This window comes from Nocardiopsis sp. iso_238 (genome assembly GCF_056173325.1).
Genome location: NZ_CM149668.1, coordinates 4,879,499 through 4,901,799, shown reverse-complemented (window position 1 = coordinate 4,901,799; position 22,301 = coordinate 4,879,499). Strand labels below are relative to the sequence as shown.

At 69.7% G+C, this 22,301-nt stretch carries 25 protein-coding genes; 17 read left to right on the top strand and 8 right to left on the bottom strand.

Translation table 11 applies throughout. The features are described 5' to 3' along the window. Positions 1–7: 7 nt before the first annotated feature. From AC0VYL_RS22180 to AC0VYL_RS22120, 13 genes are all read left to right on the top strand, one after another. Positions 8–1,174: an MraY family glycosyltransferase gene (locus AC0VYL_RS22180; RefSeq protein WP_475455601.1), complete on the top strand. Its 1,167-nt coding sequence runs from the start codon at positions 8–10 to the stop codon at positions 1,172–1,174. 224 nt (positions 1,175–1,398) lie between these two features. Beyond that, complete coding sequence (locus AC0VYL_RS22175; protein ID WP_475481390.1) at positions 1,399–1,821, top strand: hypothetical protein; 423 nt, start codon at positions 1,399–1,401, stop codon at positions 1,819–1,821. A 105-nt stretch (positions 1,822–1,926) separates the two neighbouring features. Further along, positions 1,927–2,157 (top strand): AtpZ/AtpI family protein, encoded by a 231-nt coding sequence (locus tag AC0VYL_RS22170; protein ID WP_475481389.1) that lies wholly within the window; start codon positions 1,927–1,929, stop codon positions 2,155–2,157. Between the two features lie 105 nt (positions 2,158–2,262). Continuing rightward, positions 2,263–3,093, top strand: a complete 831-nt coding sequence (atpB, locus tag AC0VYL_RS22165) for a F0F1 ATP synthase subunit A (protein WP_475483560.1) — start codon at positions 2,263–2,265, stop codon at positions 3,091–3,093. A gap of 125 nt (positions 3,094–3,218) precedes the next feature. Further along, entirely contained in the window at positions 3,219–3,446 is a 228-nt protein-coding gene (atpE, locus tag AC0VYL_RS22160; protein ID WP_017546078.1) for an ATP synthase F0 subunit C, read from the top strand. Positions 3,447–3,498: 52 nt separating this feature from the next. After that, positions 3,499–4,044, top strand: coding sequence for a F0F1 ATP synthase subunit B (atpF, locus tag AC0VYL_RS22155; RefSeq protein ID WP_475481388.1), 546 nt, complete (start codon positions 3,499–3,501; stop codon positions 4,042–4,044). Then, positions 4,044–4,862 carry a F0F1 ATP synthase subunit delta gene (locus AC0VYL_RS22150; protein ID WP_475455591.1) on the top strand — a complete coding sequence of 273 codons (819 nt, stop codon included), beginning with the start codon at positions 4,044–4,046 and terminating at the stop codon, positions 4,860–4,862. The genes atpF and AC0VYL_RS22150 overlap by 1 nt, the downstream gene beginning before the upstream one ends. 65 nt (positions 4,863–4,927) lie before the next feature. After that, the gene (gene atpA, locus AC0VYL_RS22145) at positions 4,928–6,568 is read left to right on the top strand and encodes a F0F1 ATP synthase subunit alpha (RefSeq protein ID WP_475481387.1); all 1,641 of its coding nucleotides are present in this window, start codon (positions 4,928–4,930) and stop codon (positions 6,566–6,568) included. A gap of 3 nt (positions 6,569–6,571) precedes the next feature. Continuing rightward, a complete protein-coding gene (locus AC0VYL_RS22140; protein WP_475455587.1) occupies positions 6,572–7,492 on the top strand; it encodes a F0F1 ATP synthase subunit gamma in 921 nt (306 codons plus the stop codon). Between the two features lie 5 nt (positions 7,493–7,497). Next, entirely contained in the window at positions 7,498–8,943 is a 1,446-nt protein-coding gene (gene atpD / locus AC0VYL_RS22135) for a F0F1 ATP synthase subunit beta (protein ID WP_017546083.1), read from the top strand. Between the two features lie 130 nt (positions 8,944–9,073). Further along, positions 9,074–9,463: a F0F1 ATP synthase subunit epsilon gene (locus tag AC0VYL_RS22130; RefSeq protein WP_475455585.1), complete on the top strand. Its 390-nt coding sequence runs from the start codon at positions 9,074–9,076 to the stop codon at positions 9,461–9,463. Positions 9,464–9,518: 55 nt separating this feature from the next. Next, complete coding sequence (locus tag AC0VYL_RS22125) at positions 9,519–9,974, top strand: DUF2550 domain-containing protein (RefSeq protein WP_475455583.1); 456 nt, start codon at positions 9,519–9,521, stop codon at positions 9,972–9,974. Positions 9,975–10,035: 61 nt separating this feature from the next. Beyond that, positions 10,036–10,341 (top strand): MTH1187 family thiamine-binding protein, encoded by a 306-nt coding sequence (locus AC0VYL_RS22120; RefSeq protein ID WP_475455581.1) that lies wholly within the window; start codon positions 10,036–10,038, stop codon positions 10,339–10,341. Between the two features lie 49 nt (positions 10,342–10,390). Here the strand turns inward: AC0VYL_RS22120 and AC0VYL_RS22115 are convergent, their stop codons facing one another. The 8 genes from AC0VYL_RS22115 to nucS form a co-directional block, all read right to left on the bottom strand. Continuing rightward, positions 10,391–10,987 (bottom strand): cob(I)yrinic acid a,c-diamide adenosyltransferase, encoded by a 597-nt coding sequence (locus AC0VYL_RS22115; protein ID WP_475481386.1) that lies wholly within the window; start codon positions 10,985–10,987, stop codon positions 10,391–10,393. Between the two features lie 305 nt (positions 10,988–11,292). Then, complete coding sequence (locus AC0VYL_RS22110; protein WP_475481385.1) at positions 11,293–12,816, bottom strand: M28 family peptidase; 1,524 nt, start codon at positions 12,814–12,816, stop codon at positions 11,293–11,295. A gap of 202 nt (positions 12,817–13,018) precedes the next feature. Then, positions 13,019–13,699: a DUF1707 SHOCT-like domain-containing protein gene (locus tag AC0VYL_RS22105; protein WP_475455575.1), complete on the bottom strand. Its 681-nt coding sequence runs from the start codon at positions 13,697–13,699 to the stop codon at positions 13,019–13,021. A gap of 78 nt (positions 13,700–13,777) precedes the next feature. Next, entirely contained in the window at positions 13,778–14,413 is a 636-nt protein-coding gene (locus AC0VYL_RS22100) for a response regulator (protein WP_475455573.1), read from the bottom strand. Positions 14,414–14,438: 25 nt separating this feature from the next. Further along, positions 14,439–15,722 carry a sensor histidine kinase gene (locus AC0VYL_RS22095; RefSeq protein ID WP_475481384.1) on the bottom strand — a complete coding sequence of 428 codons (1,284 nt, stop codon included), beginning with the start codon at positions 15,720–15,722 and terminating at the stop codon, positions 14,439–14,441. A gap of 1 nt (position 15,723) precedes the next feature. Continuing rightward, positions 15,724–16,578, bottom strand: coding sequence for an ABC transporter permease (locus AC0VYL_RS22090; protein ID WP_475481383.1), 855 nt, complete (start codon positions 16,576–16,578; stop codon positions 15,724–15,726). Next, entirely contained in the window at positions 16,575–17,441 is an 867-nt protein-coding gene (locus AC0VYL_RS22085) for an ABC transporter ATP-binding protein (protein WP_475481382.1), read from the bottom strand. The genes AC0VYL_RS22090 and AC0VYL_RS22085 overlap by 4 nt, the downstream gene beginning before the upstream one ends. Before the next feature lie 115 nt (positions 17,442–17,556). After that, positions 17,557–18,234 carry an endonuclease NucS gene (gene nucS / locus AC0VYL_RS22080; protein ID WP_475481381.1) on the bottom strand — a complete coding sequence of 226 codons (678 nt, stop codon included), beginning with the start codon at positions 18,232–18,234 and terminating at the stop codon, positions 17,557–17,559. A gap of 105 nt (positions 18,235–18,339) precedes the next feature. Here nucS and AC0VYL_RS22075 point away from each other — a divergent pair, with 105 nt between their 5' ends. From AC0VYL_RS22075 to AC0VYL_RS22060, 4 genes are all read left to right on the top strand, one after another. Further along, the gene (locus AC0VYL_RS22075) at positions 18,340–19,548 is read left to right on the top strand and encodes an MFS transporter (protein WP_475481380.1); all 1,209 of its coding nucleotides are present in this window, start codon (positions 18,340–18,342) and stop codon (positions 19,546–19,548) included. A 56-nt stretch (positions 19,549–19,604) separates the two neighbouring features. Next, positions 19,605–20,816: a 3-hydroxyacyl-CoA dehydrogenase gene (locus AC0VYL_RS22070; protein WP_475455561.1), complete on the top strand. Its 1,212-nt coding sequence runs from the start codon at positions 19,605–19,607 to the stop codon at positions 20,814–20,816. A gap of 78 nt (positions 20,817–20,894) precedes the next feature. Then, on the top strand, positions 20,895–21,224 hold the full coding sequence (locus AC0VYL_RS22065; protein ID WP_475455559.1) for an ATP/GTP-binding protein: 330 nt from the start codon (positions 20,895–20,897) through the stop codon (positions 21,222–21,224). 17 nt (positions 21,225–21,241) lie between these two features. Continuing rightward, the gene (locus tag AC0VYL_RS22060) at positions 21,242–21,973 is read left to right on the top strand and encodes an alpha/beta hydrolase (RefSeq protein ID WP_475455557.1); all 732 of its coding nucleotides are present in this window, start codon (positions 21,242–21,244) and stop codon (positions 21,971–21,973) included. Positions 21,974–22,301 lie beyond the last annotated feature (328 nt).

Below are 22,301 nucleotides of genomic sequence, written 5' to 3'. Positions count from 1 at the left end.
TCAGGCAGTGCGGGAGTACGCGCTCACCTTCGTCATCGCGGCCGCGGTGACCTACCTGCTGGTCCCGCTGGTACGCCGACTGGCCATCGCCTTCGGCGCCGCGCCCCCCGTGCGCGACCGCGACGTGCACACCGAACCGATCCCACGGCTGGGCGGGCTGGCCATCTACGGCGGGTTCGCGGCGGCGCTGCTGATCTCCGCGCAGCTGCCGCACCTCCAGAACGTCTTCGTCGCCAAGACCTGGATCGGTCTGCTGCTGGCGGGCGGGCTCATCACGGTCATCGGCGTCATCGACGACCGGTGGGGGATGGACGCCCTGAGCAAGCTGGCCGGTCAGGTCGCCGCGGCGGGCATCCTCGTGTGGCAGGGCGTCCAGCTGCTGTGGCTGCCGCTGCCCGGAACCCAGCTGTCGCTGGGGCCCTGGCTCGGGGCGATGATCTCCATCCTGCTCATCGTGGTGACCATCAACGCGGTCAACTTCGCGGACGGGCTGGACGGCCTCGCGGCGGGCATCGTCGGCATCTCGTCGCTGGCGTTCTTCGCGTACTACTACGTGGTCGCCGTGGAGCAGGGCTTCGTCCGCCAGTCCTATCCGGCGATGATCGCGATCATCCTGGCCGGAACGTGTGTGGGCTTCCTCTTCCACAACTTCCACCCGGCCCGCGTGTTCATGGGCGACACCGGCTCGATGCTGCTCGGCCTGCTGCTGACCTCCATCACCATCACGGTCACCGGCCAGTTCGACGCCAACACCGCCAGGGAGGAGTTCAACTCCTCCGGTCTGGTCGTCTTCCTCCCGATCGCGCTGCCGCTGCTGGTGATCGCGCTGCCCCTGGCCGACCTGGTCCTGGCGGTCCTGCGCAGGACGCTGGCGGGCAAGTCCCCGTTCGCGCCCGACCGGGGCCACCTCCACCACCGGCTGCTCGACATGGGGCACACCCACACCCGCGCGGTGCTGCTCATGTACCTGTGGGCGGGGATCGTCGCCTTCGCCGCCGTGTCGCTGTCCATCTTCGACTCGGCCCTCATCGTCCTCACGGTCACCGTGTTGGTGGCCACGTGTGCGGTCGGTCTCATCGCGCTGCCGCGTCTGCGCCGCCGCGGACTCCTTCCGTGGGACCGGGGGAGCCGGGCCCCGGAGAGCGCAGATCACCATCGGTCAACCGATGGATAAACGCGGCGTCACGTTCGGGACGGAGGTCCCGCAGTGCGTTCGGAATGTGCGCTGGTGTGAAGCTCGCGGCAAGTGTGGCCAAGGTGACACAAGGGCCGGAGTGGCCGTGGAACGGCGCTTTCGCGAGGCGTTAAGACCGCGTTAAGGGCACCCTGGATATGGCACCAAAAACCTTGTGATAGCTTTCACGAGCAGGTACTCACTGAACCCCACGGAGCTTCGTCATGCAGGAACACGACGCCCGGATTCTCCGCGGCGCCGCGCTTCCGAGCGCCGCGTGCGGGGTCCTGGCCATCGCGGTCTCGGCCCTTCTCGCCGGAGCGGCCGGAGCTCTCAGTTCGGCCCTGGCGGTGGGCATCATCCTCGCCTGTTTCGGACTGGGGCAGTGGGCGGTCATGATGGTCACCCGGAGGAACAGGGACCTGTTCCTCGCCGCGAACCTGCTCGGTTTCGTCGTCAAGATGGCGCTGCTGGGCATTCTGTTGGTGACCCTGGGCCGGAGCCCCCTCGTCACGGACCTCAGTAGCAACGCCTTCGTCTACAGCGCGTTGGCGGTCGTACTGGCCTGGCTGGGTGGGCAGACCTGGGCCACTTCCCGGGCGAAGATCCTTCACGTGGACCCGAGCGAGAGCTCGGAGAACACGTGATGGGGTGCCCCGCCGCGACCCGTGGGAACGGGCGTAATACCCTGTTCCACGGCGGGCGGACGGCCACGGTCCAGTCAAGCCCCACATGCTATATTCCGGAGCGAGATGAGCAGCGAACCAGCCAGGAAGAAGGACTCCAGCGCGCCCCCGGCGCCACGCGAGGCCGACGGCTGGGCACTCTTCTCCACTCTGCTCGCGGGTGTGCTCGTGTGGAGCGCGATCGGCTGGGGCGCGGACCGGCTCCTGGGATTCCAGGCCCTCTTCCTGCCCATCGGGGCCGTTCTGGGCATGGTCGGCGCGATCTATCTGATCGTCGCCAGGACACGCCACCTCTGAGCTCCCCGCAGTTCCGCGTCGCCCACATCGCGACGACGCTAGCAGTCACAACCATCAACGAGGCTTTCTTGCGTCACGACGAAAGGATTCGCCGTGAGTGCTGACGTGCGCATTCTCGCGGCCGAACCGGGTTGCCATCTCTTCGGCGACAACGGTTGCGGGTTCACGGCCCCCACTATCGGGATGTTCTTCCCCGAACCGTGGTTCGCCAATATCCCCGGCAGCGCGGGCATCGACCTGTACCTGGTTCTGTTGCTCGTCGCGGTCGGTGCCGTCCTGCTTCTGTGGTCGTGGTTCAGCAGGAAGCTGAGCCTCGTCCCCGGCCGCAGGCAGAGTGTCGGCGAGCTGCTCATCCTGTTCATCCGGGACAACATCACCCGGCCGACCATGGGTGAGAAGGGTGACAAGTTCATCCCGTTCATGACGGGCATCTTCACCCTCATCCTGGCCATGAACTTCACCGGGCTCATCCCCGGCATGCTCCCGGTCAACAGCAACCTCGCCTTCACGGTGATGTTCGCCCTCACCATCTACGTGATGACGATCGTGATCGGCATCAAGCACCAGGGCGGCTGGGGCTACTTCCGGAACCAGATCTTCCCCCCGGGCATGCCCAAGTGGATCTATGTCCTGGTCACCCCGATCGAGATCCTCTCGGTCTTCCTCATCCGCCCGGTGACGCACGCCCTGCGTCTGTTCGCGACCATGTTCGCGGGCAGCCTGCTGCTGGCCGTGTTCGCCTACGGCGGCTGGTACATGCTCAACCTGACGGCGGAGCCGATGCTCGCCGCGGTCTCCGTGTTCTACTCCGGTGCCGCGCTGCTCGGGTACATCGCCTTCTTCGTCTTCGAGATCGCGATCATGCTGATTCAGGCCTTCGTGTTCACGCTGCTCGCGAGCCTGTACCTCAACCAGTCGCTCGAAGCGGCTCACTAAAGACCCCCTCCACGTTCCCCCGATCCCGTGATCGGACCAGGACACGGAGTGCTGAAGACCCGTCCACACCGGCGAACTGACCAATCGCAGAACGCGACGCCGGACGTCGAGTAAAGGGAAACACCATGGACATCGCTGCGATCACCGGCAACATCAACACCATCGGCTACGGCATCAGCGTCATCGGCGCCGGTATCGGTGTCGGTATCGTGTTCGGTCTCGGTATGCAGGCCATCGCCCGCCAGCCCGAGGCCCGCGGCCCGCTCCAGACCAACATCTACCTCGGCTTCGCCCTCATCGAGGCCCTCGCCATCCTTGGCTTCGTTCTCGCCTTCGCGGCTCCCGGCGCCTAGTCGGATTCGCCAACCGTTTTCTGATGGCAACTGACGCGAAGGAGGGCTGACCATGCTGTTGGAGTTGGCAGCCGAACCGAACATTCTGCGGATCGACTGGGTGAAGTTCACCTTCGGTGCGATCGCGCTCGCCGTGGTCTACTTCTTTGTGGTCCGCAAGTCGGTCCCCAAGGTGATGAAGGTCCTCGACGAGCGTCACGACGCCATCGAGGGCGGCATCGAGCGGGCCAAGAAGGCCGAGGCCGAGGCCGAGGAGATCCGCCAGCAGTACCGCGAGAAGCTCGAAGAGTCGCACCGCGAGTACGCGCAGGAGCTCGAGAAGGCCAAGGAGCAGCGCGCGGCGATCATCGCCGAGGCTCGCGAGGAGGCCCAGGTCGAGGCCCAGCGCATCATCGAGTCCGCCAAGGCGCAGATCGAGGCGGACCGGCAGCAGGCCTTCGTCCAGCTCCGCGGCGAGATCGGCGCCCTGTCCACCGAGCTCGCGAGCCGCATCGTCGGTGAGACGCTCAGTGACGGCGCCGCTCACACCCGTGTGGTGGACCGGTTCCTGGAGGAGCTGGACCAGGACGAGAGCGCGAAGCAAGCCGGGGTGCGCTGATGCGTGGTATCAGCCGTAGCTCCCTGGCTGAGGCGATCCGGCGCCTGGACGAGAACGTCCTGGCGTCGGCCAGCGCCGAGCAGGCGGTCTCGCTGGGTGGCGAGCTCTTCGAGGTCGTCGCCCTGATCAGCGGCGAGCACTCGCTCCGCCGCTGGCTGGCGGACCCGGCCAACGACCCCGAGAAGAAGACCGCGCTGATCGGTCAGATCCTTGAGGGCAAGGTCTCGCCGTCCACGGTCCTCGTGGTCAGCGACGTGGTCTCGCAGCCCTGGTCCACCGGGCGCGACATGCTGGACGCCCTGGAGCGGACGGCGCTCTACGCGACCGTCGCCTCCGTCGAGGGCACCCGGCTGGACGAGCTGGAGGACGAGCTGTTCCGCTTCCAGCGGATCGTCGTCGCCCAGCCCGAGCTGCGTTCGGCCCTCACCCGTGAGGGCGTGGCCGACGCCCACCTGCGCGCGCTGGTCGAGAACCTGCTCTCGGGCAAGGTGAGCACCGCGACGCTGGCCCTGGTCGGCCAGGCGGTCACCCACCCCCGGGGACGTACGCTGGAGCAGGCGCTCGACAACTTCGGACAACTGGTGGCCGAGCGCGCGAAGCGCTTCATCGCCGTCGTCCGTACCGCCCACGCGCTGAACGAGACCCAGCAGACGCGCCTGCGCACCCTGCTGAGCCGCAAGTACGGCCGCGAGATCCACCTGAACATCGAGGTCGCCCCGGAAATCCTGGGTGGACTCTCCATCCAGGTGGGCGACGAGGTCATCGACGGCACGATCGCCGGGCGCATCGCTGAGGTCCAGCGCCGCCTGGCCGGCTGACGCGAAGACAAGCAAGCACGCACGGCGCCGGCCCGGCGCCATTTGAGAGCAAGGACAACGTAGAGATGGCGGAGCTGACGATCCGGCCGGATGAGATCCGGGACGCGCTACAGCGCTTCGTCCAGTCGTACGAGCCTGACGCCACCCGCGCTGAAGAGGTCGGTACCGTCACCTACTCCGGTGACGGCATCGCCCGCGTCGGTGGCCTTCCCTCGGCGATGGCGAACGAGCTGCTGCAGTTCGAGGACGGCACCCTGGGCATGGCCCAGAACCTTGAGATCGGTGAGATCGGTGTCGTGGTGCTGGGTGACTTCACCGGCATCGAGGAGGGGCAGAAGGTGCGTCGCACCGGCAAGCTCCTCTCGGTCCCGGTGGGCGACAACTTCCTCGGCCGTGTGGTGGACCCCCTGGGTAACCCCATCGACGGCAAGGGCGAGATCGAGACGACCGAGACCCGCGAGCTTGAGCTCCAGGCCGCGACGGTCATGGAGCGCCAGCCCGTGGGCGAGCCGCTCCAGACCGGCATCAAGTCGATCGACACGATGACCCCGGTCGGCCGTGGCCAGCGCCAGCTGGTCATCGGTGACCGGCAGACCGGCAAGACCGCGATCGGTATCGACGCGATCATCAACCAGAAGGCGAACTGGGAGACCGGCGACCCCACGAAGCAGGTGCGCTGCATCTACGTCGCGGTGGGTCAGAAGGGCTCGACCATCGCCAGCGTGCGCGGTGCCCTCGAAGAGGCCGGCGCCATGGAGTACACCACCATCGTGGCCTCCCCGGCGTCCGACCCGGCCGGCTTCAAGTACCTCTCCCCGTACACCGGTTCGGCCCTGGGCCAGCACTGGATGTACGAGGGCAAGCACGTCCTCGTCGTCTTCGACGACCTGACCAAGCAGGCCGAGGCCTACCGCGCGGTCTCCCTCCTGCTGCGCCGCCCGCCGGGGCGCGAGGCCTACCCGGGTGACGTCTTCTACCTCCACTCCCGTCTCCTGGAGCGCTGCGCCAAGCTCTCCGACGAGCTGGGCGCGGGCTCGATGACGGCCCTGCCGATCATCGAGACCAAGGCGGGCGACGTCTCGGCGTACATCCCCACCAACGTCATCTCGATCACCGACGGTCAGGTGTTCCTGGACTCGGACCTGTTCAACCAGGGCCAGCGTCCGGCGATCGACGTCGGTGTCTCCGTCTCCCGAGTCGGTGGCGCCGCCCAGACCAAGGCCACCAAGAAGGTCTCCGGCACGCTGCGTCTGGGCCTGGCCCAGTACCGCGAGCTCGAGGCGTTCTCCGCCTTCGGTTCGGACCTGGACGCCGTCTCCAAGCAGCAGCTCGCGCGCGGTGCCCGGATGATGGAGCTCCTCAAGCAGGGGCAGTACTCGCCCTTCTCCATGGAGAAGACGGTCGTCTCGGTCTGGATGGGTAACACCGGCCTGATCGACGAGGTCCCGGTCGAGGACGTCCGCCGCTTCGAGGAGGACCTCCTGTCCTTCCTGGACCGCGAGCACAAGGACGTCCTGGACACCATCCGGGACACCGGCAAGTTCGAGGACGACAGCCAGAAGACCCTCCAGGCCGCCATCGAGAAGTTCAAGCAGAGCTTCCAGACCTCCGCCGGTACCCTCCTGGGCACCGAGGCCGAGGCCGAGGCTCTCGCTGAGGAGAAGGTCGGCCAGGAGACCATCAAGGTCGCCAAGGGCGGGAAGTAACCCATGGGTGCACAGCTTCGCGTCTATCGCCGGAGGATTCGCTCGACGAAGTCGATGGCGAAGATCACCCGCGCGATGGAGCTCATCGCCGCCACGCGCATCACCAAGGCGCAGCGCGCGGCCGAGGCTGCCGGACCCTACGCACGGGAGATCACGCGGGCGGTGTCGGCTCTGGCCAGCCGGGTGACGGATCACCCGCTGCTGACCGAGGCCGAGAACCCCACCCGTGCTGCCGTCCTGGTCGTCACCAGCGACAAGGGTCTGGCCGGCGCCTTCTCGAGCAACGTCATCAAGGAGGCCGAGTCCCTCACCCAGCTCCTCAAGGAGCAGGGCAAGGAGGTCCTCACCTACATGGTGGGCCGCAAGGGCGCCGCCTTCTACAAGTTCCGCGGCCGTGAGGTCGAGGAGTCCTGGGAAGGCTTCACCGAGCGGGTGACCTACGCGCACGCCCAGGAGATCGGCTCCACTCTCATGGAGAGGTTCTCCCAGGACACCGCCGAGGGTGGTGTCGACGAGATCCACGTGGTCTCCACGGAGTTCGTGTCGATGCTGACCCAGCGGGCGGGGGCGGTCCGCGCCCTTCCGCTGGAGGTGGAGGAGGTCGAGGCCGAGGAGCTCGAGGAGAGCGTCGGCGGCGAGGCGTTGCCGCTGTACGAGTTCGAGCCCTCCGCGGAGGAGGTCCTGGACCAGCTGCTTCCGCAGTACGTGGTCAACCGGATCTACGCGTCCCTCCTGGAGTCGGCCGCCTCCCAGCAGGCGTCCCGTCGGGCGGCCATGAAGGCCGCGACCGACAACGCGGAAGAACTCGTCAAGAACCTGACCAGTCTGGCCAACCAGGCTCGTCAGGCCGAGATCACCAATGAGATCAGTGAGATTGTCGGCGGTGCCGATGCGCTCTCTGGGTCCAGCGCGGGAAGTGAGTAACAGAAGTGACTGCGACAGTTGAAGGTACGGCCGGCGCTGGCACCGCCACCGGCCGCATCGCCCGGGTCACCGGCCCGGTCGTCGACGTGGAGTTCCCCGTCGGCTCCCTGCCCGGCATCTACAACGCCCTGCACACCGACGTGAGCATCGGTGGCACGGAGAAGGTCGTGACCCTGGAGGTCGCCCAGCACCTGGGTGACAACCTGGTCCGCGCCATCTCCCTCGCCCCGCAGGACGGCATGGTCCGTGGCGCCGAGGTCCGCGACACCGGCGCGCCCATCAGCGTGCCCGTCGGCGACGTCGTCAAGGGCCACGTGTTCAACACCCTGGGCGAGTCCATGGACGTGCCCACGGCCGAGCTCGGCGTGACCGAGCGCTGGCCGATCCACCGCAAGGCCCCGGCCTTCGACCAGCTCGAGTCCAAGACCGAGATGATGGTCACGGGCATCAAGGTGATCGACCTCCTCACCCCGTACGTGCGCGGTGGGAAGATCGGCCTCTTCGGTGGCGCGGGTGTGGGCAAGACGGTGCTCATCCAGGAGATGATCACCCGTATCGCCCGCAACTTCGGTGGTGTGTCCGTGTTCGCCGGTGTCGGTGAGCGCACCCGTGAGGGTACGGACCTCTTCCTGGAGATGGACGAGATGGGCGTCCTCCCGGACACCGCGCTCGTCTTCGGCCAGATGGACGAGCCCCCGGGCACCCGTCTGCGCGTGGCGCTCTCGGCTCTGACGATGGCGGAGTACTTCCGCGACGTCCAGGGTCAGGACGTGCTGCTCTTCATCGACAACATCTTCCGTTTCACCCAGGCGGGTATGGAGGTCTCCACGCTGCTGGGCCGTATGCCCTCGGCCGTGGGTTACCAGCCCAACCTGGCCGACGAGATGGGTCAGCTCCAGGAGCGGATCACCTCGACGCGTGGTCACTCGATCACCTCGATGCAGGCGATCTACGTCCCCGCGGACGACTACACCGACCCGGCGCCGGCGACCACGTTCGCCCACCTGGACGCGACGACCGAGCTCTCCCGCCCGATCTCGCAGAAGGGTATCTACCCGGCGGTCGACCCGCTGGCCTCCACCTCGCGCATCCTGGACCCGCAGTACGTGGGCGAGGAGCACTACCAGGTGGCCCAGCGCGTCAAGGAGATCCTCCAGCGCAACAACGACCTCCAGGACCAGATCGCCATCCTCGGTATGGACGAGCTGTCCGAAGAGGACAAGATCATCGTCAACCGGGCTCGTCGCCTGGAGCGTTTCCTCTCGCAGAACATGTTCGTGGCCGAGAAGTTCACCGGCACCCCGGGTGTGTTCGTTCCGCTTGAGGAGACCATCGCGTCCTTCAAGGGTCTGTGTGACGGCGAGTACGACCACCTTCCCGAGCAGGCCTTCCTCGATGTCGGCAACATCGACATGGTCGTGGAGAAGGCCAAGAAGCTGCAGGAAGGCTAGTACTGCGCGTCAGTGTCCCCCCGCTCTGGGAGCGGAGGGCGACGGGCGGGGCTAGACCCGAGGCGGGGCCGAGTATCCATTTCGTACTCGGCCCCGCCGAACCCACCCGCTAGCCGAGGAGTTTGTGGCAGTGTCGAAGAAGCTTTTCGTCGAGATCGTCTCTCCGGACCGCGAGGTCTGGGCGGGCGAGGGCGACATGGTCATCGCGAAGACCGTCGAGGGCGAGATCGGCGTCCAGCCCGGGCACGTCCCGGTGCTGTCGCTTCTGGCCGAGGACGCGGTCGTTCGCGTTCTGGGCGCGCGTGAGACCGGTGAGATCCGGGCCGCCGCCCACGGTGGGTTCGTCTCGGTTTCGGGTGAGGGCCGTATCTCCATCCTCGCCGAGACCGCGGAGCTCGCCGAGGACATCGATGTGAACCGTGCGCGTCAGGCGCTGAAGGACGCGGGCGAGTCGGGTGACAACCTGGCCGCCGCCCGTGCCCGCAGCCGCCTGCGCGCTGCTGGCGAGGAAGTCGCCTAGCGAAGCCGGGAGGCGACGAGACGTGGGAGTGGCACCGCTTCAGGGAACACCGTGGTTGGAGTCCTTGTGGTGGGTGGTCCTCGCCATCGTCCTGCTCGTCGTGCTGGTGCTCGGCACCGGCTGGATGCGACGGTTCGTGCTGCTGCGCAGCGGCGGGGCCGTCGAGTGTTACCTGCGCGCGCGTGGGGAGAAGGGGCGTCGGGGATCCTGGCGGATCGGCTTCGGCCGGTACGGATCGGGTGACCTCGGCTGGTTCCCCGTCCTCTCCCTCAGACCGCGGCCGACAGTGCGACTGTCGCGCCGCGGTCTCGTCGTTGTGGGGCGTCGTTCCCCCGGGGCGGGGGACGCGCCCCTGCCCGCCGACGTCACCGTCCTGGAGATCGGTTGGGCCGGGTCGGACGGCAGCGACCCCAGTGCGGCGGCCTTCGAGGTCGCGATGGGCGAGAGCGCGCTCACCGGGTTCCTGTCGTGGATCGAGTCGATGCCCCCGGGTACCCAGTGGCAGGCCTGACCGCCGCGCGGCGGAGCCCCTGAGGTTCACAGGGACGGGGCCCGTGTGTTTGCATGGGCCCATGAGTACCATCGTCGCTTTCTCCGTGTCCCCGCTCGGTACGGGCGAGTCCGTCGCCCCGGCCGTGGCCCGTGCGGTCAGGGTCGTACGCGAGAGCGGGCTGCCCAACGAGACCTCCGCCATGTTCACCACCGTCGAGGGTGAGTGGGACGAGGTGATGGACGTCGTCAAGCGCGCCGTGGAGGCCGCCGGTGAGGGTGCCGCGCGGGTGAGCCTGACCCTGAAGGCCGACGTCCGCGAGGGCGTGACCGACGGACTGCACAGCAAGGTGGAGGCCGTCGAGCGCGAACTCGGCGGCTCCTCCTGATCCTCGTCTCCGGGCCGGGCGGCGGGAGTGCCGGGCGCCTCCGGGGCGCCTAGCGTTCGCCGCCCGGCTTCCACAGGATCTCGTCGCCGTCTCCGGCGACGTGGCGTCCCAGGATGAACAGCAGGTCCGACAGGCGGTTCAGGTACTGCGCCGTGAGCGGGTTGACGCCGTCCCCGTGCTCCTCGATGGCCGCCCACACCGAGCGTTCGGCGCGGCGGACCACGATACGGGCGGTGTGCACCAGGGCGACGGTGGGCGAGCCCCCGGGCAGGATGAAGCTGCGCAGGGTCGGCAGGTCCGCGTTGTAGGTGTCGCAGGCCTCCTCCAGCCGGGTGACGTACTCGGGCAGGACGCGCAGCGGGGGGTACTCCGGGTCGGGCACGATCGGCGTGGACAGGTCCGCGCCCAGGTCGAAGAGCTCGTTCTGGATCCGCAGCAGGAGGACGCGCACGTCTTCGGGGAGGTCTCCCAGGGCGAGCGCGACGCCGATGGCGGCGTTGGCCTCCTCGGTGTCGGCGTAGCCCACCAGGCGGGTGTCGTTCTTGGAGGTGCGGCTCATGTCGCCGAGCGCCGTCGTGCCGGAGTCACCGGTACGCGTGTAGATCTTCGACAGTACGACCGGTTTGTCCGTGTCCCTTGTGCTCATGGCCCCAGCCTAGGGGAGGGCGTGGTCGGGGGCCGGGTCGGGGCTCTGAGCACGGGTGGGTCACGGAGGATAACTGTTCAGTATCAGGGGGTGGTGGTGATGTGGCTCACTGATACCTTGAGGTACGAGGGAGCTACACACCGTAGTTTCCGGCGGTGTTCACGCGCGGACACCCGGGCGAGACTGAGGGGGGTCGCCCGGACGACCGTACGAGGGGGAGACATCGCGAAGGGCGGGCGGCGTGGAACCGGGGGGTTCACGCCACCCGCCCTCCAGCATTCCGGGGTCAGCGGATGTTCACGCGCCTAACGGACCCAGGCGTCGCCCTTGCGGGGCAGGTCCACCGTCACGGAGGACATCGACAGCACGCCGTTGACCGGGAGGGTGCTGTCGGCGAAGAACTCCACGCCGTGCGCGCCCGCCGCCGACAGCTCGGCCACCGAGTCCCAGTTGACGTTCTCCATGGTGTCGTCGGCCGTGTGGTAGTACGGGTCGAACGGCTGGCCGGCGGTACCGCCGTACCACTCGGCCTGCTCCTCCGACTTCACGACGTCGGCGCCGCTGAACAGGCCGCCGGAGGGCACACCCGCCTGCATGAAGGCGAGGTAGTCGCTGCGGCCGCTGAGCACGCCCGGCTCGCTGACCTGGCCCTGCTCCTCGAAGTAGTCCTCGAAGACCTTGGCGATCGCACCGGAGCCGGACGGGGCGCCGCCGGACTCCGGCAGGTCCATGCGGCCGTCGAGCACGAACCGGCCGTAGTTGTGCGAGCCGATCATGTCGAAGTTCAGGTAGAGCGCGAGGTCGTCGAGCTGCCGCTCGTCCAGACCGGCCACGTACTCGCTGGAACCGACCAGGCCGGACTCCTCGGTGCCCCAGAAGGCGAAGCGGACCTGGTTGTTCGGGTCGGCCTGCTCGGCCATCCGGATGGCGGTCTCCAGCAGGAAGGCCGTGCCGCTGCCGTTGTCGTTGATGGCCGGACCCTCCTCGACGCCGTCGAGGTGGGCGCCCACGACCACCACGTTGTCGTCCCTGCCTCCGGGGGTCTCCGCGAGCACGCTGTAGGAGCTCTCCTGGCGCACCTCGGAGTCCACGGTCACCTGGAGCTCCAGGTCCGGGATCGACAGCAGGTCGGCGCCGACCAGACCGGAGACGCCGACGGCCGGGATGGCGGACAGCTCGCCCACGGTGCCGAGGAAGACCTCGTCCTCGTTGTTGACCACGACGGCCGCAGAGGCGCCCGCATCGGCGGAGTTGGTCACCTTGTCCTCGAACGCGCAGCTGCCGCGCACGGTGATGGCGATGGCGCCCTCGGGGAAGTCCGCGAAGTCGTCCGGGGAGCAGCCGCTCGCGGCGCTGTCCGGGGCGACCGCGACGGCGGGGGCGGTGACGTCACCGGAGCCCGAGTAGCTCATGGTGACGTAGTCCTGGTCGAGCTCGTACGCGTGCTGCTTCGGCGCGGACTGCGCCAGCACGGCGGGGGAGTTCTCGCGCCAGGCCTCGAAGTCGTACTCGTGGCGGTAGGGCTCGTATCCGGCCCGCTTGAGCTGGTCCTCGACGTACAGCGCGGCCACGTCGTACCCGGGGGTGCCGCTGGCCCGGTTGCCCCCGTTGTAGCGGGCGATGGTGGCCAGGTTGGCCATGTGGCCCTCGATCGCCTCGGCCGTCACGAGGTCGGGGAGGTCGGCCTGCTCGGCGTGGGCCGGTGAGCCCGCCAGGGTGCCCGCGGTCATCATGAGGGCGGCCAGACCGGCGGTCGCGGCGGTGCGCCGTCTGGAGGAGGGGAGCGCGGCCGCTCTGTCGCGCGGGCTCCCAGGGGTGGTCGGTTGCACGGACTTCCTCCGGTTCGCGGGGGTCCATCGTGCCGTGGTGTGGGGGATGGACGCCTGGGGTGGGCGAGGTACCGGAGAAGCCTCGCAGGAGGTTCCGGTCGCGGCAAGACATGGCACGGGACATTGCCACAATCAGCCACAGACCTTACGAGAAGGTGCGCGCTGTGATTTGATGGACGGCCCGAAAGCCCGGATCGTCGCGTCAGTCGTCGCCCTCGCCGTTCTCCTGGTGCCTGCGCGCGCGGTACGAGACCCCGACCCCGCCCATCAGCGCGATACCCCGGATGTGCACGATCGGGGCGCCCGGCTCCACCACGCTCGGGGTGTCGCCCTCGATCCCGAAGCCGCCCATGACCGGCAGGCCGTGCACGCGCACCTGGATGTCGTCGGGGACGATGATGCCGACCCCGCCCATGACGGCGCCGATCCAGACGGTGGTCTCGCGCTCGGTGAACCGGGCCTCGCGCAGGTCGAGTTCGACTCCTCCCATGGTCGCCACGGCGAAGAACCGGCGAGGGACGACCCAGTTGCCGGAGCGGTCGGCGCCGCCCATGAGGGCGATCGCGCTGTGGCTGGTGGGCGGCTGGTCGACGATCCGACTCGCGCCGTACACCGGGCGCGGGGACCGGAAGTCGGACGGGGCCGGGAGTCGTGCGGACACCGGGTCGGAGCCCGGCAGGTCCTCGGTGAGGGGGACCAGCTCACCGACGGTCTTGGCGCGGTACACCGCGTCCAGCCGGTCGCTGTGCTCGTCGGGGTCCAGGCGCCCCTCGGCGAGGGCCTCCCGGAGCAGGTGCGCGACGGCGTCGCGGTCGGCGTCCGAGGCGCGCATCCGGCCGTTGCCGTCGTCGTGGGGGGTGAGTTGGCTCATCTGTTCCACCATATGCCGATTCTGCCGTCCGCGGAGGTCCACGGGATCGGGGAGAACCCCCGAACCGACCCTGAGAACCGGGCCCCGGGGCTACTTCTCGGGGAGCAGGCCCCGGCGCATCGCCTGGGACACCGCCGAGGTCCGGTCGCCCACCCCCAGCTTCTCGTAGACCCGCATGAGGTGCGTCTTGACCGTCGTGGCGCTGATGTGCAGGGCGCGACCGATCGCCGCGTTGGTGAGCCCGTCCGCGGCCAGCCGCAGCACCTCGACCTCGCGGGGGGAGAGGGCGGGCCCCTCCGGCTCGGTACGCTGTCGCACCCCGGTGAGCAGCTTGCCCGCCAGTCTCCCGCTGAGCACCGTCTCGCCCCGGGCCGCCGAGCGGACCGCGTCGGCCAGCTCCGCCCTCGGAGTGTCCTTGAGCAGGTAGCCGGTGGCGCCCGCCTCGACCGCGCGCAGGATGTCGGTGTCGGTGTCGTAGGTGGTCAGCACCAGGACGTGGACGCCCGGGTGCTCCGCGCGGATGCGTTCGGTGGCCTCGGCGCCGTCCCCGCCGGGCATGCGCAGGTCCATCAGGACCACGTCCGGGACCAGGGACGCCACCCGGGCCACCGCCTCGGGTCCCGAACCGGCGTCACCGACGATGTCCAGGTCGGGTTCGGCGCTGAGCATGCCTCGGATGCCCTCGCGGACCACGGGGTGGTCGTCCACCAGAAGGACACGGATCATGGGACGGCTTCCTCTCCGGGGCGGATCATTCGTCCGCGTCGTCATGGGGGATGGCCAGGCGGATGGTGGTGCCCCGTCCGGGGACGCTCTCCAGGTCGAGCAGGCCGCCCACCGACTCGGCCCGGTGGCGCATGTTGGCCAGGCCGTTGCCGTGGGCGGGCAGGGAGGTGTCGAAGCCGAGTCCGTCGTCCGCCACGGTCAGCCGCACGCCCACGTCGGTGTAGGCGAGGGTGACCGCGGTGGTGCGGGCTCCGGCGTGCTTGCGGACGTTGGCCAGAGCCTCCTGCGCGGTGCGCAGCAGACAGATCTGGAGGTCGTTGGGGAGCTCCTCGGGCTCACCGGTCACCTCCGCGTTCACGGAGATGCCCAGTTCGCGGCCGAGCCGTTCGCAGATGCGCCGGACCGAGGCGTCCAGGCCCTCGTCCTCCAGCCGGAGCGACTGGCGGGCGGCCACCATGGCACGGGTCTCGGCCAGGTTCTCCGAGGCGGTCTCCCGCATCAGCGCCAGGTGGCGGCGGGCGGTCACGGGGTCGCTGTCCAGTTCCGACTCCACCGCCTGGGCCAGGGTGACGATGCTGGTGAACCCCTGGGCGAGGGTGTCGTGCATCTCCCGGGCCAGGTGTTCCCGCTCGGCCAGCGCCCCGGCCTCCTCGGACAGCCGGGACACCTCCTCGCGGCTGCGCCGCAGGGCCTCGATGAGCTCGTACCGCTCGGCGCTCTGCACCACGATCCGCTCGATCCAGGTCCCGAACCACAGGGCGTAGCCCAGGAGCGCCCCGTTGATGAGCAGGCTGACGCCGACCGAGGACCAGGCCTCCCAGCCGAGCAGCCCGCCCAGCACGGTGGGCAGGATCAGGATCACGCCCACCGTCGCCACGGCCAGCACGCTGCCCACCGTCATGAAGCAGACCGGGGCGATCGCGATCAGCGCGAACACCAGGGTCGGGTTGATGATCACGGCGGGGACGCTGGGCAGGAGGAAGAGGCCCATCAGGCCCAGTGCCCTCCGCGTGCTGGGGAAGTCCTTCGCCGGGCTGATCAGCGGACGGGCGAAGACCAGGTAGACGAGCACGACCGCGATCATCAGCGCCGCCGTCAGCCAGCGCCACTCCGGCGGGCCGGTGACCAGGGCCAGCACGGTCACCGCGGCCATCGCGGCGGTGAAGGCCACGTGCCACCAGGTGCCCATGTTCCACGCGTGCCGCTCGTCCCGGTCCGGCGACGGGGCGGAACCGGTCGGGTCCGACCCGGTGGGATCGGACCCCGGCGGCGCCGTCGTCTCCGGCCCCGGGGCCCGGTCCGTCGTCATGTCATCCGTCCTTGCGGGTCTTCCAGCGGAACGTCAGGAGTGTCAGGACCAAGCCCACCACACACCAGCCCCCCAGGACCAGGGCGACCATGGGCAGGTCCCAGGCCCCCGACGCCTCCATGACGGCCATCTCGTCGGGGAAGAACGCGGCGCGCATGCCCTGCGCCATCCACAGCAGGGGGAAGAGCGAGGCGCCGGTCAGGATCCAGTCCGGCATGAGATGGACCGGGACGAAGATCCCGGAGGTGAACTGGAGCAGGAGGAAGGGGATCACGACCACGGCGGAGGCCGTCTGCGCGGTGCGGGCCAGGGAGCTCATGGCGATGCCCAGCAGGGAGCAGCCGACGGTTCCGAGCACGAACACCCAGGCGACGGTGGACCACGCGGCCAGCGTGGACGGCATGGTCCCGCCGAAGAACAGGGCCGCGACCGCCAGGAGGAGGGCCACCTGACCCACGGCGAGGAAGAGCACGAGCAGCGTCTTGCCGACGAAGTAGGCGCTGGGCGGCATGGGCGTCCCGCGCAGACGGCGCAGCGCCCCCTGGTCGCGTTCGACCGCGATCGCGATGCCGAGCGTCTGGAAGCTCACCGACATCAGACCCATCGCGATGAGCCCGGGCAGGTAGTAGTCGACCGCCGCCATCTCCATGTCGAACATGCCGTCGAAGACCGACGCGAACATGACCAGGATCAGCGCGGGCAGCGAGAAGGTGAAGATCAGGCTCTCCCACTCGCGGGAGAAGGTGCGGATCTCCAGCCAGCCGCGGGAGAGGCCCACGCGCACGGCGCCCGGCGGGCGGCCGTGGGCCTCGGGGGCGGGGGAGGCGGGGGCCGCCGTCACGGTGTCGGTGCTCATGCCGCGACCTCCTCGTGGTCCTGGTCGTCCTGGATCATGTCGAGGTAGATGTCCTCCAGGGTGGGGCGGTGCACGCTCAGTTCGGGGATCTCCCCGGGGATGCGCGCGCTCAGCTCGGCCACCAGCCGGGTGGGGGTGTCGGTGCGCGTCTCGTGCCTGCGCCCGTCCTCCGTCCAGGAGACGGTGGCCTGCGCGGAGGCGCGGCCCCCCAGCTGCCCGGGGGCGTCCACCGCGCGGATGCGGCCGTTGGCGATCACGCACACCCGGTCGGCCAGGAACTCGGCCTCCTCCAGGTAGTGCGTGGTGAGCACGATGGTGGTGCCCCGCTGGGCCAGGCCCTGGATGAGCTCCCAGAACTCCCGGCGCGCCCGGGGGTCGAAGCCGGTGGTGGGCTCGTCGAGGAAGAGCAGTTCGGGGCGGCCGACGATACCCAGGGCGACGTCGAGGCGGCGCCGCTGACCGCCGGAGAGCGCGTCGGGCAGGGCTCCGGCCTTCTCGGAGAGGCCGACCATCTCCAGGACCTCGTCGCTGCCGAGAGCCCGGGGGTAGTAGCCCGCGAAGTGCCGGACGACCTCGCGCACCGGCATCTTGGGGACCATGGTCTCCTTCTGCCACACGATCCCGATCCGGGAGCGCCAGACCCGGCTCGCCCGGCCCGGGTCCTCGCCCAGCACGCTGACGTCGCCGCCGCTGCGGGTGCGGAAACCCTCCAGGATCTCCACGGCCGTGGACTTGCCCGCGCCGTTGGGCCCGAGGAAGGAGAAGACCTCTCCCCGGGGGACGCTCAGGTCGATCCCCGCGACCGCGTGGTTGTCGCCGTAGCGCTTGGTGAGGCCCTCGACCTCGATGACTGTTCCGCTCATATGCCCAGCGTTCCGTGAACGGGGCGTGAGGGGTGTCCGCTGGGGGGACCGACCGCTGTCCTCCGAACGGAGGACAGGCGGGGGCGTGCCAGCACGCGGGCCCGCCCCCGGGTGGTCAGAACAGGCGCAGGGTGTCGGGCTCGATGCCGCGCAGTTCGTCGTAGTCGAGGACCACGCAGGCGATGCCCCGGTCCTCCGCGAGGACCTTCGCCTGGGGCTTGATCTCCTGGGCGGCGAACACACCGGTCACCGGGGCCAGGGAGGGGTCCCGGTTGAGCAGTTCGAGGTAGCGGGTGAGCTGCTCCACGCCGTCGATGTCCCCGCGCCGCTTGAGCTCCACCGCGACGGTGTTGCTCTGGCCGTCGCGGCAGAGGATGTCCACGGGGCCGATGGCCGTGGGGTACTCGCGGCGGATGAGGGTGTACCCCTCGCCCAGCGTGGTGATGTGCTCGGCCAACAGCTCCTGGAGGTGGGCCTCCACGCCGTCCTTCTGGAGGCCGGGGTCCTTGCCGAGCTCGTGCGAGGAGTCGTGCATGACCTCCTCGATGGTCAGCACGAGCTTCTCACCGGACTTGCTGTGCGTGACCGTCCACACGTCGGGACCGTCCTCGACCGTCTCCTCGCGGAGCTTGCACGGCGGGTTCATCCAGTTCAGGGGTTTGAACGCCCGGTCGTCGGCGTGGATGGACACGCTCCCGTCGGCCTTGATCAGGATCAGGCGGGGAGCCATGGGCAGGTGGGCGGTGAGTCGGCCGACGTAGTCGACGCTGCACCGCGCGATGACGAGACGCACGGGACGTCACGTTACCGCCTCCGCCGCGCCCGCGAACCCGCTTCCGGGGGAGGGACGCGCGGGGGCGCGCCGGGGGACGGCGCCGACACTCCCTAGGCTGGCGGGATGCTCGTGCGCAATCGTTGGGTCGTCCTGTCGGTCAGCATGGTCGCGCAGGTGGCCAGCGTCTCGGTGATGTTCGGGGTGCCGGTCGTGCTGCCGCAGCTGCGCGAGGCCTTCGGGGTGTCCACGGCGCAGGCGGGGATGCTGGCGGGTCTGCCCTCGTTCGGGCTGCTGGTCACCCTCCTGGCCTGGGGCGTGGTCATCGACCGAGCGGGGGAGCGGGCGACCATGGCGCTGAGCCTGCTCCTCACCGCGGGCGCGCTCGGGCTGCTGTGGACCGTGACGGACCTGTGGGGCGCGGCCGCGGTCCTGCTGCTGGCCGGTGCTGTCGGCGGCCCGGTCAACGCCGCCAGCGGGCGACTGGTCATGACCTGGTTCGCGCGCCGGGAACGGGGGCTGGCCATGGGGATCCGCCAGTCAGCCCTGCCCCTGGGCGTGGGCCTGGCCGCCCTGGTGCTGCCCCGGGCGGCGGACGCGTGGGGGTTCGTCGGGGCGATGACCCTACCGGCGGGGCTCGCCCTGGTGGCCGTCCCGCTGGTGCTGGCGATGGCCTCGGCGCCGCCGGTGGCCGTCCCGGAGACCGACTCCCCGGAGACCGACTCCCCGGCGGTCCCACCCGCACCGGCCCGAGCGGAGTCCCCCTACCGCCAGTGGGCGATCTGGCGGGTGCACGGCGTGAGCATGCTCCTCGGGGTCCCGCAGGTCACGCTGATGGTCTACACGGTCATCTACCTGGTCCAGGAACAGGGGTGGAGCCCGCCCGCCGCCGGAGCGGTGGTCGCCGCCGCGCAGATCCCCGGGGCGGTGGGGCGGCTGCTCCTCGGCGCCTGGTCGGACCGGACCGGCGACCGCATGCGACCGGTCCGCTGGCTGGCCGCGGTCTCCGGGGTGAGCCTGGTCCTGCTCACCTTCCTGCCGAACGTCTGGGGCGGGGCGGCCGTCCCCCTGGTCCTGGTCTGCCTGGTCCTGACCATGTGGCACAACGGCCTCACCTTCCTCTCGGTCGCGGAGATCGCCGGAACCGCCTGGGCCGGACGGGCGCTGGCCGTGCAGAACTGGCTCCAGTCGGTCAGCACCACCCTCACCCCCGTACTGATGGCCGCCGTGATCACGCTCGCGGGGCTGCCCGCCGTGTTCGCGGTGAGCGCCGTGTTCTCCGCGCTGGCCCTCGCCGTGGTGCCGGTTCGGCGCGGGCGTATTACCGAGCAGTAGTAAAGATCTGGTCCCCGTGCGCGGTCGGGACCCCCGGGAGGTCTAGGGTGGGGCCCATGGTGCAGGAATTTGACAAGGTCGGCGTCGTAGGACTGGGCACGATGGGTGCGGGCATCGCTGAGGTGTTCGCCAGGGCCGGGTTCAACGTCGTCGGGGTCGAGATCGACCAGGCCGCCCTCGACCGCGGCCGTGGCCACGTGGACAAGTCCCTCTCGCGCGCGGTGAGCAAGGGCAAGATCACCGAGGAGGAGCGCTCGGAGATCGACGCCCGCCTCACGTTCAGCACGTCCCGCGAGGACCTCGCGGACGCCGACTTCGTCGTCGAAGCCGTTCCCGAGCGCATGGACATCAAGCGCGACGTGTTCGGGGACCTCGACCGGATCTGCCCGCCCGGCACGATCCTGGCGACCAACACCTCCTCGCTGTCGGTCACCGAGATCGCGGCGCTGACCGACCGCCCCGAGAAGGTCGTCGGCCTGCACTTCTTCAACCCGGCCCCGGTCATGAAGCTGGCCGAGGTCATCACCACCGTCTCCACCAGCGCCGAGACCGTCGACATCGTCACCGAGGTCGCCAAGCGCGTCGGCAAGACCCCGATCGCGGTGGGCGACCGCGGCGGCTTCGTCGCCAACGCCCTGCTGGTGCCCTACATCAACGACGCCGCCCGTCTCTACGAGCGCCGGATCGCCACCCGCGAGGAGATCGACGAGTCCGCGAAGAAGGCCGCCGGCCTTCCGATGGGCCCGCTCGCCCTCGCCGACCTCGTCGGCCTGGACGTGTGCCTCGCCGTCATGGACGTCCTCTGGGACGAGTTCCGTGACCCCCGCTACGCCGCCACGCCGCTCATCCGCCGCATGGTCGCCGCGGGCCGCCTGGGCCGCAAGACCGGCCAGGGCTTCTACGGTTCCGGTGACGAGGCACCCGAGCCCCGCCCCACCGGCCGCCTCGCCGAGATGGTCCGCGAGGAGGAGACCCTCGACCTGGGCGAGATGCTCCTCGTGCCGCAGATCGACGACGCCATGCGGATGGTCGGTGACGGCTACGCCTCCGCCAAGGACGTCGACACCGCCATGCGGTTCGGCTGCGGCTACCCGAAGGGTCCCACCGAACTCCTGGAGGAGCGCGGCGCGGAGTCCGTCATCACCACGCTCGTGGCGATGTCGGAGTACAGCCTCACCACCATCGCCGTGCCCGCCCCGCTGCTCATGGACCAGCTCCCCGACGCCGAGGAGGGCGCCGCGCACGGAGGCGGCTGCGCCTGCCACTAGTGTCCTCAGGGACTTCGGCCGCCGTCACACCACGAGATGTGACGGCGGCCACTGTTCGTCCTCTCCTACCCTTGGAGGGTGAGCCCGCGCCGTAACAGCCCCCGCCGCAAGACCGCCCGGGGCAAGAGCACCCCCGGAGGCCCCCCGGACGAGGACGCCCTCATGCTGCGCGTCACCGGAGGACAGCGCCGGGAGACCGGACCCGACGGCGAGTGGGTCACCCGCCGGATCAGCGGCGGCGCCGCGACCAAGGTCTACCGCTGCCCCGGCTGCGCCCAGGAGATCCCCGCCGGAATGCCCCACGTCGTCGCCTGGCGCCCCTACGGCGACGGCGGCGACCGGCGGCACTGGCACACCTCCTGCTGGGACCGGCGCACCCACCGCTCGCCCAGGGCCCCCAGACACTGACCTGACGAAGAGGACCCATGGAGATCCGCGCCACCACGGTGCTGCCCGCCGTCCGACGGCCCATCACCCTGCACACCGCCGACGGACTGGAGCTGGTCGGAGAACTGGCCCTGCCCGAGGGGCGCAGGCCCGTCGCCACCCTCGTCTGTCTGCACCCGCTGCCCACCGCCGAGGGCATGATGGACAGCCACGTCCTGCGCAAGGCGTCCTTCCGCCTGCCCGCGCTGGCCAACGTCGCCGTGCTGCGCTTCAACACGCGCGGCACCACCTCGCGCCACGGCACCAGCCAGGGCGAGTTCGGAGAGGGCGAGACCGAGCAGCACGACGTCATGGCCGCCATCGAGTTCACCGAGTTCGAGGACCTGCCCGAACCCTGGCTGCTGGGCTGGTCGTTCGGCACCGAACTGGCCCTCAAATGGGGCTGCGACCCGCAGGTCCGGGGCGCGCTGCTGCTCTCCCCGCCGCTCCACCGCGCCGACGAGTCCGACATGCGGGTGTGGGCCGACTCCGGCAAGCCGGTGGTGGCCCTGGTCCCCGAACACGACGACTACCTGAGGCCCGACGAGGCCCGTGAGCGCTTCGCGCCCCTCACCCAGGCCGAGATCATCGGCGTCGACGGCGCCAAGCACCTGTGGGTGGGCGAACCCTACGTGCGCCGCGTCCTCGACGAGGTCGTGAAGCGGGTCAACCCGGAGGCGTACCCGCTGCCCACCGAGTGGGACGGGCCGTGGGAGAAGGATTCCGCATAACTTTGGGCCTCCGCTTCGCTTCGGCCCGGGGTTCGGCTGTACCCCTTTGGGCCTCCGCTTCGCTTCGGCCCGGGTTCGGCGCCTTTGCAGAGGGATTCTTCATCCTCGTCCACGCCTGACGCTCGTTCCTCGCTAGCGGCTCGACTCGTCTTGCAGAACCCTCTCCGGCGCTCGAACGGGCAACCCCCTGCGGCGGGGGTGTACGGGCGGGAATCACGCCTGTGGCTGAGGTGAGTGAGCGGCTTTCCTGTGGCTGAGCCCCCGGGCCTGGGTGTTCGGGTGAGAGTCACGTCTGTGGCTGAGAGGGACGGCAGAGCACGCTTCTGGA